Below are 12,727 nucleotides of genomic sequence, written 5' to 3' on the forward strand. Positions count from 1 at the left end.
TAAAAAATTATTGGAGAAAGTTGTTTGTTTATAGATTCACATTGCCACTTAGATAGACTGGATTTAACCGAGTTTGATGGCGAGTTAGACAATGTTTTAAAAGCCGCCGCCGCCGCTCAAGTAGACGAAATTTTGTGTGTTAGCGTAACCTTAGCGGAATTTCCTAGCATGGTAGAAAAAACGGCTAAATATGATAATGTCTGGCTGTCGTGTGGCGCTCACCCACTAAATCAAGATGATTTAATTGACCAAGAAGAGCTTGCCCGTTTATCACAAACCGACAAAGTTATTGCGATTGGTGAAACTGGCTTAGACTATTTTTATGCCCCTGAAACTAAAGCGGTGCAACTCGATTCTTTTCGCAAGCATGTCCGTGTTGCGAATCAATTAAATAAACCGCTAATTATTCATACTCGTGATGCTCAGCAAGATACCTTAGATATTCTTCGTGAAGAAAATGCCGCAAATGTTGGTGGTATTTTACATTGCTTTACCGAAACTTGGGATATGGCAGAGCAAGCGATTGACCTTGGTTTTTATATTTCATTTTCTGGTATCGTTACCTTTAAAAATGCCAGTGAATTACGTGAAGTTGCTAAACTTGTCCCCGATGATCGATTTTTAATTGAAACAGATGCACCTTACTTAGCGCCAGTTCCTCATCGAGGAAAGCAAAATCAACCCGCTTATGTAGTCGATGTCGCTAAATTTTTAGCAAGCGTTCGTGGTCAGTCAGTTGAAACGATAGCCGAGCTTTCAACGGCAAATTTCAAACGACTTTTTAAGCTAAAATAAAGGCAAAAAAGTGCCCGAAACTATTGCTAGCTCGGGCCCAAGGGAATGGCTCGTAAAGCATGAGCCGTGCGCTAATAAACACTATTTACATCGATAAAAATCAGTAAAATAAAAATTAAAAATCGCGAGCAATTGATTGATATTTACACTGTGTGATTAATTGTAGTGTAAACTTTTTTAAAAGCTAATTTAAATTTAATTTATTATAAGTTACTGATAAATATTATTTGTTTTGTTGTCTTGTATTTTACGGCTAACACCCATACCGCTAGTGTTCCTTTATTTCTCTCCACTTGTCTACAAGCGTATTTGACTGTAATTACTGCGGTTAATATGTCATGATAATTTCATTATCTATGACTAATAAGATTATCTTTGTGTTAAATCGTTTGTGGATCAGTTTCTTTTTTATTGCTTTTGGCTCGGCGCTTTATCAATGGTTTTTTCTTGATAATCTTTTAATCTTTGAAGAACTCGTGCAAGCGCTTTTTTCAATGTCAAAAGTAACTGTTGACATTGCTATTGGCTTAATTGGTATTTTAAGCTTTTGGTTAGGTATGATGAAAATTGCTGAAAACGCCGGTTTAATGGATAAGCTTGCGCGCGCTATTTCGCCGTTATTCACCCGTTTAATGCCAGGCGTCCCTAAAGGTCATCCGGCTATTGCTTCTATGACGATGAATTTATCGGCTAACTTTTTAGGTTTAGATAATGCAGCAACGCCGCTTGGCTTAAAAGCCATGCAAGATCTTCAGCAATTAAATCCCCAAAAAGATACCGCAACCAATGCGCAAATATTATTCCTGGTTTTAAATACCTCAAGCGTTACACTTTTTCCTGTTGCTGTGTTTGTTTATCGCGCTCAGCAGGGAGCTGCTAGCCCTACCGATGTTTTTGTCCCTATTATATTGGCAACGTTTGCTTCAACTTTCGCTGGCTTATTAGCGGTGGCCACAGTGCAAAAAATTAAGCTATATAACTCAATTATTTTACTCTATTTATCTGCAGCAATTGCTTTAGTAGGAGGTTTAGTGGTCTATTTTTCGATGCTGACCTCACAAGCACTTGCCGAACAGTCGTCATTTTTAGGTAATTTTTTAATTTTTTCGACCTTAATTATTTTTATTTTGGCAGCGGTTCGAAAAAAGGTCGATGTATACGACAGCTTTATAGAGGGGGCTAAAGAAGGTTTCGACACCAGTATTAAACTTATTCCTTATTTACTGGCGATGTTGGTCGCTATTGGCGTCTTTCGTGCAAGTGGCGCATTAACACTAATTGTCGACAGTTTTAGAGAGTTAGTGATGTTTTTAGGATTTGACACCCGCTTTGTTGATGCGATGCCTACGGCGTTAATGCAACCGTTAAGTGGCTCTGGTGCCAGAGCTATGATGATTGAAACGATGAAAACCCATGGTGCCGATTCTTTTGCCGGTCGATTAGCATCAATTTTTCAAGGATCAACAGAAACAACTTTTTATGTACTAGCCGTTTATTTTGGCTCTGTGGGTATTCGATATAGTCGACATGCCATTGCCTGTGGCTTACTTGCTGATTTAGCTGGGATTACTGCTGCAATAGCGGTTTGCTATTGGTTTTTTGGTTAACCCCCTCAGCGCCTATACCTAATTTAACGAGTGAATTGTCGACAATTATACTTTGGTCTACTTGACTTTTAAGCTGTGTGCTTTAGTATGATTTTTAAAATCGGTAAATGTCGACAATTACCTCATTAAGACAATTATGGCGCTAGCATACTTATGGCATTAGACAATCCAACCTTACAAGAACCAGTGACCACTGCAGACAAAGTTTTCTATGCCATACTTCATGCGATTGTTGATGGAAAAATAGCGGCAGGCAGTAAAATTAGTGAGCCCGGGTTAGCTAAGCAATATGAAATCAGTCGCTCTACTTTGCGAGAAGCCCTCAATCGTTTAGAAAAATGTCATTTAATTGAACGTAAAGCCAATGTTGGCTCAAGAGTTGTTGATTGCACCATCGAAGGCTTATTAGAAATATACGTGGTTCGTGAAGCGCTTGAAGGCATGGCTTGTCGAGAAGCTGCAATTAACATGAGCGATGATGAAATAGCCGAAATGCAAGATATGCTCGCTCAACACGCCAACTCACAAGACCTTATTGATGGTGTTGCTTATTATCAAGAAGAGGGCGACTTAGACTTTCACTATAAAGTGATATTAGGTAGCCATAATCAACAATTAATCAATATTCTTTGCGGGCAGCTCTACCACTTAGTGCGTATGTACCGTATTCAATTTGGCATGCATAGCCCACGCGCAACCCGTGCCTTTGAAGAACATTCACATATTATTCAAGCGATTTGTGACCGAGATGGCGAACTTGCTGAAATTTTGATGAGACGTCATATTGCCGCATCAAGAAAAAATATCGAAAAGAAAATAGCGCTACAAAATAGCGCGACACAATAAATAAAAGTAAAGCTGACCAGTGGCTTTAACAAATAGCACAACAATTATTTAACAAAAACTAAGAGGAAACCCTATGTCTACGCAACTTTCACCTGGCGCTAAATTCCGTCAAGCATTAGTAAACAATAAACCTTTACAAGTAGTGGGTACTATCAACGCTTATTGCGCGATGATGGCTGAGCAATTAGGTCACCAAGCGATTTACCTTTCAGGTGGTGGTGTTGCCAATGCTTCATATGGTTTACCAGATTTAGGTATGACGTCATTAAATGATGTTATTGCTGACGTTCAGCGTATTACTGCTGCTTCAAGTTTGCCTTTGCTGGTTGATATAGATACCGGTTGGGGTGGCGCGTTTAATATCGCTAAAACTATTCGCGATATGGAAAAAGCAGGGGCAGCCGCGGTTCACCTTGAAGACCAGGTGGCACAGAAACGTTGTGGACATCGTCCAAATAAAGAAATTGTTTCAACCCAAGAAATGGTTGACCGTATTAAAGCCGCTGTAGATGCACGTATTGATAAAGACTTCTTTATCATGGCTCGTACCGATGCTTTTGCTCAAGAAGGCTTAGAAGCGGCACTTGAAAGAGCTAAAGCTTATGTGGCAGCTGGGGCCGATGGTATTTTTGCCGAAGCAGTTAAAACAGAAGAACATTATCGCGCTTTTACCGAAGCGTTAGATGTACCAGTGCTCGCTAATATTACCGAATTTGGCCAAACCGAATTGTGGAACAAAGCGCAACTAGGTGAGTGGGGTTGTGCGATGGTACTTTACCCATTATCAGCATTTCGTGCGATGAATAAAGCGGCAGAGTCGGTTTACAAAACCTTACTTGATGATGGTGACCAAAAAGCTGAAATCGACAATATGCAAACGCGTATGGATTTATACGATTACTTGGGTTACCACGACTACGAGCAAAAGCTTGATGCTTTGTTCACCGAAGGCAAAAATAAGTAACAGATATTATAATAAAATAAAACTAAGTTAGCAGCGATAAAAGCGACTAACCCAACAAAAGAATATGAGGAAAATAGTATGTCAGATGTAAAAGTAGCAGATAAAAAAATTGGTGGCGCAGGCTTACGTGGTCAAAGTGCGGGTGAAACTTCGCTTTGTACCGTTGGTGAGTCAGGCTCAGGTTTAACCTATTGTGGTTATGATATTGCTGACTTAGCTGAAAACAGTACCTTTGAAGAAGTCGCTTATTTACTCTTTCATGGTGAACTCCCTAATGAAAAAGAACTCGCCACTTATAAAACTGAGTTGTTTGCCATGCGCGACTTACCGCAAGCATTAAAAGCGGTATTAAAACTGATCCCAAAAGAAACTCATCCAATGGATGTTATGCGCACCGGTTGTTCATTTTTAGGTAATTTAGAGCCAGAAAATGATTTTAGCGAGCAAAATCAAGCAGCCAATCGCTTATTAGCCGCATTTCCTGCCATCATGTGTTACTGGTATAAATTCTCCCATGACGGTGTAGAAATTGACTGTACTTCAACCGAAGACTCTTTAGGCGGACATTTCTTGCGCTTACTAAATGGTGAAAGCCCATCAGCACAGCATCAACGTGTTATGGACGTATCATTAATTTTATATGCAGAACATGAGTTTAATGCTTCAACCTTCACGGCGCGTGTATGTGCTTCAACCTTGTCTGATATGTTTTCATGTGTCACCGGCGCTATTGGCACATTACGTGGTCCACTTCATGGTGGTGCTAACGAAGCCGCGATGGATATGATTGAATCATTCTCATCGCCAAGCGACGCTAAAGAAAAAATGGCGGGTATGCTTGAACGTAAAGAAAAAATTATGGGCTTTGGTCACGCAATTTACCGTACTTCAGACCCACGTAATGTCATTATTAAAGCATGGTCTGAAAAGTTAGCGGCTGAAAATGGTGATACGTCACTTTACGATATTTCAGTGGCTTGTGAAGAATTCATGTGGGATACCAAAAAGTTATTCTGTAACGCTGATTTTTTCCATGCTTCAACGTACAGCTACATGGGTATTCCAACTAAATTGTTTACCCCTATTTTTGTCTGTTCACGCGTAACAGGTTGGTCTGCTCACATTATGGAGCAACGTTCAAATAACCGTATTATTCGTCCAAGTGCTGACTACAAAGGCGCTAAGCCGAGAACGGTTCCACCTATCAGCGAAAGGTAATGACTATGAATTATGAACATCGCAAACCGCTGCCCGGTTATAAAATTGGCGGCATCAATATAGATTATTTTGATACTCGAGGGGCGGTTGAAGCAATAAGCGCCGGTAGTTACGCAAAACTACCTTATACCTCACGCGTATTAGCTGAACAATTGGTACGCCGTTGTTCACCTGAAACCTTAACAGATTCACTTAAGCAATTAATTGAGCGTAAGCAAGATCTTGATTTTCCATGGTATCCGGCACGTGTTGTTTGTCATGATATTTTAGGTCAAACGGCTTTGGTTGATTTAGCGGGACTGCGTGATGCGATTGCCGAGCAAGGTGGTGATCCTTCAAAAGTAAACCCGGTTGTACCGACGCAATTAATTGTTGATCATTCTGTTGCTGTTGAACATGCTGGTTTTGAAAGTGATGCGTTTGAAAAAAATCGTGCCATTGAAGACCGCCGCAACGAAGACCGTTTCCATTTTATTGAATGGACCAAAACAGCGTTTAAAAATGTTGATGTTATTCCTGCGGGTAATGGCATTATGCATCAAATCAATTTGGAAAAAATGTCACCGGTTATTCAACTCCGTGACGGTGTTGCTTTTCCTGATACTTGTGTTGGCACCGACAGCCATACCCCGCATATCGATTGCTTAGGTGTTATAGCTATTGGTGTCGGTGGTTTAGAAGCTGAAACTGTCATGTTAGGTCGCCCGTCGATGATGCGCTTACCTGATATTATTGGCGTAAAACTGGTGGGTAAACGCCAACCGGGTATTACGGCTACTGATTTGGTTTTAGCCATTACTGAATTTTTGCGTAATCAAAAAGTGGTATCAAGTTACTTAGAATTCTTTGGTGAAGGTACCAAAGGTTTAACTATAGGTGACCGCGCTACTATTTCGAACATGACACCTGAGTATGGCGCTTCAGCAGGAATGTTTTATATTGATCAACAAACCATTGATTATTTAAAACTGACCGGCCGTGAGCCAGAGCAAGTTGAACTGGTAGAAACCTATGCTAAACATACCGGTTTATGGGCTGATGACTTAGCTGACGTTGAATATGACCGCGTTATTGAGTTTGATTTATCATCAGTTGGTCGTAATATGGCTGGCCCGTCTAATCCGCACAGTCGTTTACCGACCAGCGAATTGTCGTCAAAAGGCATAGCGAAAGACCTTGATGCCTGTAAAGCACAAGAAAAAGCCGGAGAGATGCCAGATGGCGCGGTTATTATTGCCGCTATAACCAGTTGTACTAATACCTCGAACCCTCGCAACGTTGTGGCGGCAGGCTTAGTGGCTAAACGCGCTAACGAGCTTGGCTTATTGCGCAAACCTTGGGTTAAATCATCTTTTGCACCAGGTTCAAAAGTCGCGAAACTTTATTTAGAAGAAGCCGGCTTATTATCTGAAATGGAAAAAATGGGTTTTGGTATTGTCGGTTACGCTTGTACGACTTGTAACGGCATGTCGGGCGCGTTAGATCCAAAAATTCAACAAGAAATTATCGACCGTGATCTTTATTCAACAGCGGTTTTATCGGGTAATCGTAACTTTGATGGACGTATTCATCCGTATGCTAAACAAGCCTTTTTAGCTTCACCACCGTTAGTAGTTGCTTATGCTATTGCCGGTACAATGCGTTTCGATATTGAAAAAGATGTACTCGGACAAGATCAACAAGGTAATGATATTACCTTAAAAGATATTTGGCCAACTGACGAAGCCATAGATGCGATAGTTGCAAGCTGTGTTAAGCCAGAGCAGTTCAAGAAAATTTATACGCCGATGTTTGATTTAGGCGCTTTTGAACCGGCTGAATCTCCGCTTTACGATTGGCGAGAAATGAGCACCTACATTCGTCGTCCACCTTATTGGGAAGGCGCCTTAGCGGGTGAACGTACCATGAAAGGTATGCGTCCGTTAGCAGTTTTAGGTGACAACATCACCACAGATCATTTATCACCCTCAAATGCTATTCAACTCGATAGTGCTGCAGGAGCTTATTTAGATAAAATGGGTTTACCCGAAGTAGACTTTAACTCTTATGCAACGCATCGCGGCGATCATTTAACCGCGCAACGAGCAACTTTTGCTAACCCTAAATTGTTAAATGAAATGTGTCGTGATGACAACGGTGACATTAAACAAGGTTCACTGGCGCGTATAGAGCCAGAGGGCACCGAGTCACGTATGTGGGAAGCGATTGAAACCTACATGGAGCGTAAGCAACCGTTAATTATCGTTGCTGGCGCTGACTATGGTCAAGGTTCATCACGTGATTGGGCGGCTAAAGGTGTTCGTTTAGCCGGCGTTGAAGTGATCGTTGCCGAAGGTTTTGAGCGTATTCATCGTACTAACTTAGTGGGCATGGGCGTTTTACCTTTGCAGTTTGTTAATAACGAAACACGCCATACCTACAATATTGATGGTACCGAAACGTTTGATGTTGCAGGTAACGGGGAAATGTCACCGGGCGCTGAAATGAACGTGTTAATGACCCGTACCAACGGCGAATTATTAACGATACCAGTTAAGTGTCGTTTAGATACCGCCGAAGAAGTGTCAGTTTACAATGCAGGTGGCGTATTACAAAAGTTTGCGAATGACTTCTTGGAGTCTAATAGATAATTGATTTTTAATGTTTTATCTAGGTTTAAAGTGCTCATTGACCTTAGTCATCGGCGCGTTGGCCTTGATAAAACAATTCTTATAAAAATCAACTCGGTGTAATTTTAATTAAAGCAGCAATTTAGGTAACTAATTTGCTGCTTTTTATTAGTGAATAAATCGCAAAGCAAAAAGCTTTTTAGTAAAGATAATGGCAGCAGCATAGACCGCTATGTGACATCATTCAACCTAGCTAAAGCGTCTTTTGAGAAGCGAAAAATATTGAAGGAAAACTGATGATTCATACTCCCCAAGTACACATACCTCAAGTAAAAATTCCTGCTACTTATATGCGTGGCGGCACTTCAAAAGGCGTGTTTTTTAATTTAACTGATTTACCTGAACGTTGTCAGGTTGCCGGCGAAGCACGCGATAATATGCTGCTACGCGTTATTGGTAGTCCAGATCCTTACGGCAAACAAACCGATGGTATGGGCGGCGCAACCTCAAGCACCAGCAAAACCGTTATCTTAGCAAAATCAAACCAAGCCGATCACGATGTAGATTATTTATTTGGCCAAGTGGCTATCGATAAAGCGTTTGTTGATTGGAGTGGTAACTGCGGTAACTTAACCGCTGCGGTTGGCTCATTTGCGATTAATTCTGGTCTTGTTGATGCAACGCGTATTCCTGAAAACGGAATTTGTACCGTACGTATTTGGCAAAAAAACATCTCGAAAACGATTATTGCGCAAGTACCTATCACCAACGGTGAAGTACAAGAAACTGGTGATTTCGAGCTCGACGGGGTTACTTTCCCTGCGGCAGAAGTACCGGTTGAATTTATCGCGCCCGTTGATCCATCAGAGGCGATGTTTCCAACGGGGAATATTGTTGATGACCTAGAGGTACCCGGTGTTGGCGTTTTTAAAGCAACCATGATCACCGCAGGTATTCCAACCATCTTTTTAAATGCAGATGAAATTGGTTATACCGGCACCGAGTTACAAGAAGCCATTAATGGCGACCCTGCAGCACTAGAACGCTTTGAAACGATTCGTGCTTATGGCGCGATTAAAATGGGCTTAATTACTGAAATTTCAGAAGCCGAGGCTCGCCAACATACGCCCAAAGTTGCTTTTGTTGCATCAGCAAAAGATTATGTTACCTCAAGTGGTAAAGCTGTTTTAGCAAGCGATATTGACTTACACGTGCGCGCATTGTCTATGGGTAAATTACACCATGCGATGATGGGCACAGCGGCAGTCGCTATTGGCGCAGCAGCCGCTATTCCGGGCACATTAGTTGCTCTTGCTACGGGTAATGCTGCAGGTGAAGGCTCAGAATCTGTGACTTTTGGTCATCCATCAGGCACGCTTAAAGTGGGCGCACAAGCCAGTGAAGTTAATGGCGCCTGGATTGTTGATAAAGCCGTAATGAGCCGAAGTGCTCGGGTATTAATGGAAGGTTGGGTACGTATTCCTGGCGATTCATTTTAATTTCTAATTAAAACTTAAAAAAAAGCCCTGCAAGCAGGGCTTAGACATTTCAAAAAATTGAAGTCTTTAAGGGAATAAAGAGAAACATAAAAATTAATCAATAAGTAAATTACTCGCTGCTTGCAATGTATGCGGACCGCCCCATAAAATCGGTGGAAGAGGTTGCATCACCCCTTTGTCAAAACTGAAACCAAACTCTCGGTCATCGCGTATAAGTAATGGACCGTCTAAGTCAACATAACGTGCTTTGTTAACAAGTAATGCAGCTGGGGCCATGGCTAAAGAACTTCCAACCATACACCCGAGCATAATTTCGAAGCCTTGACGTTTTGCTTGCTGAGCCAGCAAAACTGCTTCGGTTAAGCCGCCTGTTTTATCGAGTTTTATATTAATAACTTGATAACGACCTTTTAAATAATCAAGCTCTGCACGAGTATGACAGGATTCGTCAGCGCAAAGAGGAATGGGTGAGTCAAAATTAATTAAGGCTTGATCATGTCCAGCTTGAAGGGGTTGTTCAATTAAAATAACGTTTAACGCTTTAAGCTGTGCACAGTTGTTCGCCAAATCATCAATTGACCAGCCTTCGTTAGCATCAACAATGAATTCGCTGTTAGGCGCTGCCTGCGCGATAGCTGTCATTTTTTTGATAATATCTTGATTATCAAGCTTAACTTTAACTAATGGCGGGTTATTAAGTTTAGTAACGGCTTCAGCCATAGCTTCAGGCGTATCTATACTGAGTGTTTGAGCTGTAATACAAGCTTTAGCAGGATCAAGGTGTAATAATTCTTCGACCGTTGTGTTTAGTTTTTTAGCTTGTAGATCCCACCAAGCACAATCTAAAGCATTTCGTGTTGCTCCTGCAGGTAAGGAAGCAAGCGTTTCACCAATGTTTTTATTGGTTATCTCGGTTAAAGCTAGCGCGCTAATTTGTTCCATAACAATATCCACAGATTCATTATAACGAGCGTATGGTACTGCTTCCGCCCAACCACAATGTGTTCCATCATCTATTGTTACTACAACCACATTTGCTTGAGTTTTTGCGCCTCGAGCAATACGAAAAACACTTTTTAATCGCAGTTGTTCATTGAAAACGTTGATTGTCAGTTTGTTAACTGAATGCTGTTTTTCACTTGCTTTATTTTCTGTCACCATTACAAAGTAGCCACAATGCTATCTGTACCATCTCTTAATGGGTCAACACAAGGAAGCGAAAATTCCTCACTTAGTTTAGCACAAATACGTTGCCCTTCTTCGACGCTAACACTTGAAGTATTCACCGTAATACCGACAACTTTAGTGTTTGGATTGGTTAATTTTGCGGCTTGTAAATTTAAGTTGATGGTTGCCTCAATGCTCGGAAATTTACTATGAGGTAAGCCGCGCATATAACTACGATTTAAGTCATGACAAATAACCAAAGCATCAGGTTGAGAACCATGCAGTAAACCTAAACTAACCCCTGCAAAAGCTGGGTGAGAGAGCGACCCTTGACCTTCAATAATATCCCAATGTTCGCTATCATTATTCGGAGATAAAGACTCAGCGGCCCCTGATAAAAAGTCTGAAATAACACAGTCAATAGCTACACCAGTACCTGCTATTAAAATTCCGCATTGTCCTGTTGCACGAAAATCAACATTCATTTTATGTTTTTTCATTGATTTCTCTAAGCTTAGAGAGGTATACATTTTTCCAACCGAGCAGTCAGTTCCTACCGTAAGGAGCCTTTTACCGGTGCGCTTAACGCCAGTTCCCGTAATAAATTCGGCTTTAGGATGACGAATATCAAGTAATTTTCGGTTTTTTTCTTTAGCTTTAGCGACAATTGCTGGGAAATCGGTAAGTTTATTGTGCAAGCCACTAACTATGTCCATGCCGTTGTCTAAAGCTTCAATAATATAGGGTAGCCATTTTTTATCTAGTACACCGCCACTGTTGGCAAAGCCAAGAATGAAAGATTTTGCGCCTTTCTCCGCGGCTTGCTTGATATTTAATTTTTTAATTCCCGTTGAAACTTTACAACCAGTAACCGCATATTCACCAATGCATAGTTCTGGGCGCCAATCTGAAACACCACGCGCCATTTTTATTGACAGTTGGTCGGTGGCGTCGCCGATAAATAATAAGTATGGAGAAGCAATATGCATAGCTGTATTCCTAAAGTTAAACGTGGATAATTTTTATTTGTATCCAGAGCTTAACTTAGTGAGCATGCATTAAAAGTGACAAGGTTTTAATTGATCATAACCTAGGGTTATGTTTGTGTTTTATTCCTTTAAAATCCTTGGGTTAGGTATGGCATAAACTCATCAATAACCTTTGAATACTTACGGTTTTCAAGATGAACAGCATTTATATTAAAAGCTAAAGTGGGTTCGAAAGATGCTATAGCGACATTATCGCTTAAGTTACCTTCTGCAGTAAAACGGTCGACAACACATACACCTACGCCTCTAGCGACTAATCTAGCGGCAATAAAGTAGGTTTGAACTTTGATTGTTGATTTGAAATTAATGTCTTCCTCCATAATTCTTGCCCATAGCATTTCAGCTAAGGGGCCGCTGTCGCTTATGTCAATAAATTCAAGATCACAAACTTCATTAAGGGTTAACTTTGTCGGACAATGCGGGAATTTGTCTTTAGGATAGACAATAACCAGTTCAGATTGTGCTAATGAAACAGAGGTCAACCCCGGCAGTGTTTTAGGAGAAAACAAAACCGCTAAGTCACATTTATGCTCTAATAGCGTTTGCATCATTTCGTCGTTATGAATAGTTTGAATATCGAAAGTGACATTAGGAAAGTCTTTATGGAAGTTGGCAATGACATTTGGGATAACATCAAAACCAAGTGCAGGAGAAACCCCTAAACTTATGCTTCCAAATTCTGACTTTTTAATATTTTGCGCGGTATTTTTGATTGAACGCATTTGTTGATAAATTTTGTCAACTTCATCAAAGAGCATTTCAGCTTCATCCGTTGGGATAAGTCGGCCCTTAACCCTGTCAAATAAGTTAAAACCTAATTGAAGCTCAGCATGAGATAACACTTTACTGACAGACGGTTGCGACACATGCAATATTTTAGCGGCATTGGTGATTGAACCAGTGGTATAAATAGCATGAAAAATTTCAATATGTCTTAAGCGCATTGTGTTTCCTAAAAATCAAAATATTAATG

At 40.8% G+C, this 12,727-nt stretch carries 10 protein-coding genes; 7 read left to right on the forward strand and 3 right to left on the reverse strand.

The window, feature by feature from the left end:
* The first annotated feature begins 24 nt into the window (after window positions 1-24).
* From H4J75_RS06350 to prpF, 7 genes are all read left to right on the forward strand, one after another.
* Window positions 25-795 (forward strand): TatD family hydrolase, encoded by a 771-nt coding sequence (locus H4J75_RS06350; RefSeq protein ID WP_070376507.1) that lies wholly within the window; start codon window positions 25-27, stop codon window positions 793-795.
* Window positions 796-1,172: 377 nt separating this feature from the next.
* Window positions 1,173-2,402: a nucleoside recognition domain-containing protein gene (locus tag H4J75_RS06355; RefSeq protein WP_182216861.1), complete on the forward strand. Its 1,230-nt coding sequence runs from the start codon at window positions 1,173-1,175 to the stop codon at window positions 2,400-2,402.
* Window positions 2,403-2,555: 153 nt separating this feature from the next.
* Entirely contained in the window at window positions 2,556-3,248 is a 693-nt protein-coding gene (locus H4J75_RS06360) for a GntR family transcriptional regulator (RefSeq protein ID WP_182169907.1), read from the forward strand.
* Between the two features lie 73 nt (window positions 3,249-3,321).
* A complete protein-coding gene (gene prpB / locus H4J75_RS06365) occupies window positions 3,322-4,212 on the forward strand; it encodes a methylisocitrate lyase (protein ID WP_070376509.1) in 891 nt (296 codons plus the stop codon).
* A gap of 78 nt (window positions 4,213-4,290) precedes the next feature.
* Window positions 4,291-5,430: a 2-methylcitrate synthase gene (gene prpC, locus H4J75_RS06370; protein WP_182221653.1), complete on the forward strand. Its 1,140-nt coding sequence runs from the start codon at window positions 4,291-4,293 to the stop codon at window positions 5,428-5,430.
* Between the two features lie 5 nt (window positions 5,431-5,435).
* Window positions 5,436-8,060, forward strand: coding sequence for a Fe/S-dependent 2-methylisocitrate dehydratase AcnD (gene acnD / locus H4J75_RS06375; protein ID WP_182221654.1), 2,625 nt, complete (start codon window positions 5,436-5,438; stop codon window positions 8,058-8,060).
* 275 nt (window positions 8,061-8,335) lie between these two features.
* Window positions 8,336-9,538, forward strand: coding sequence for a 2-methylaconitate cis-trans isomerase PrpF (prpF, locus tag H4J75_RS06380; protein WP_182221655.1), 1,203 nt, complete (start codon window positions 8,336-8,338; stop codon window positions 9,536-9,538).
* Window positions 9,539-9,631: 93 nt separating this feature from the next.
* On the opposite strand, the gene dgcA is transcribed toward prpF, so the two are convergent.
* From dgcA to H4J75_RS06395, 3 genes are all read right to left on the reverse strand, one after another.
* A complete protein-coding gene (gene dgcA, locus H4J75_RS06385) occupies window positions 9,632-10,699 on the reverse strand; it encodes an N-acetyl-D-Glu racemase DgcA (RefSeq protein ID WP_182216857.1) in 1,068 nt (355 codons plus the stop codon).
* Entirely contained in the window at window positions 10,699-11,694 is a 996-nt protein-coding gene (dgcN, locus tag H4J75_RS06390) for an N-acetyltransferase DgcN (RefSeq protein WP_182221656.1), read from the reverse strand. Before dgcN ends, dgcA begins: the two co-directional genes overlap by 1 nt.
* A gap of 128 nt (window positions 11,695-11,822) precedes the next feature.
* Window positions 11,823-12,698: a LysR family transcriptional regulator gene (locus H4J75_RS06395; RefSeq protein ID WP_182221657.1), complete on the reverse strand. Its 876-nt coding sequence runs from the start codon at window positions 12,696-12,698 to the stop codon at window positions 11,823-11,825.
* Between the last annotated feature and the right edge of the window lie 29 nt (window positions 12,699-12,727).

Source organism: Colwellia sp. BRX10-1, assembly GCF_014077545.1.
Lineage (GTDB): Bacteria > Pseudomonadota > Gammaproteobacteria > Enterobacterales > Alteromonadaceae > Colwellia_A.

Bases quoted from the DNA above. Each gene is read 5' to 3' on its own strand.
- H4J75_RS06360 (WP_182169907.1), top strand. From the start codon at position 2,556: ATGGCATTAGACAATCCAACCTTACAAGAACCAGTGACCACTGCAGAC.
- H4J75_RS06395 (WP_182221657.1), bottom strand. From the start codon at position 12,698: ATGCGCTTAAGACATATTGAAATTTTTCATGCTATTTATACCACTGGT.
- dgcN (WP_182221656.1), bottom strand. From the start codon at position 11,694: ATGCATATTGCTTCTCCATACTTATTATTTATCGGCGACGCCACCGAC.
- dgcA (WP_182216857.1), bottom strand. From the start codon at position 10,699: ATGGTGACAGAAAATAAAGCAAGTGAAAAACAGCATTCAGTTAACAAA.
- prpB (WP_070376509.1), top strand. From the start codon at position 3,322: ATGTCTACGCAACTTTCACCTGGCGCTAAATTCCGTCAAGCATTAGTA.
- prpF (WP_182221655.1), top strand. From the start codon at position 8,336: ATGATTCATACTCCCCAAGTACACATACCTCAAGTAAAAATTCCTGCT.
- acnD (WP_182221654.1), top strand. From the start codon at position 5,436: ATGAATTATGAACATCGCAAACCGCTGCCCGGTTATAAAATTGGCGGC.
- prpC (WP_182221653.1), top strand. From the start codon at position 4,291: ATGTCAGATGTAAAAGTAGCAGATAAAAAAATTGGTGGCGCAGGCTTA.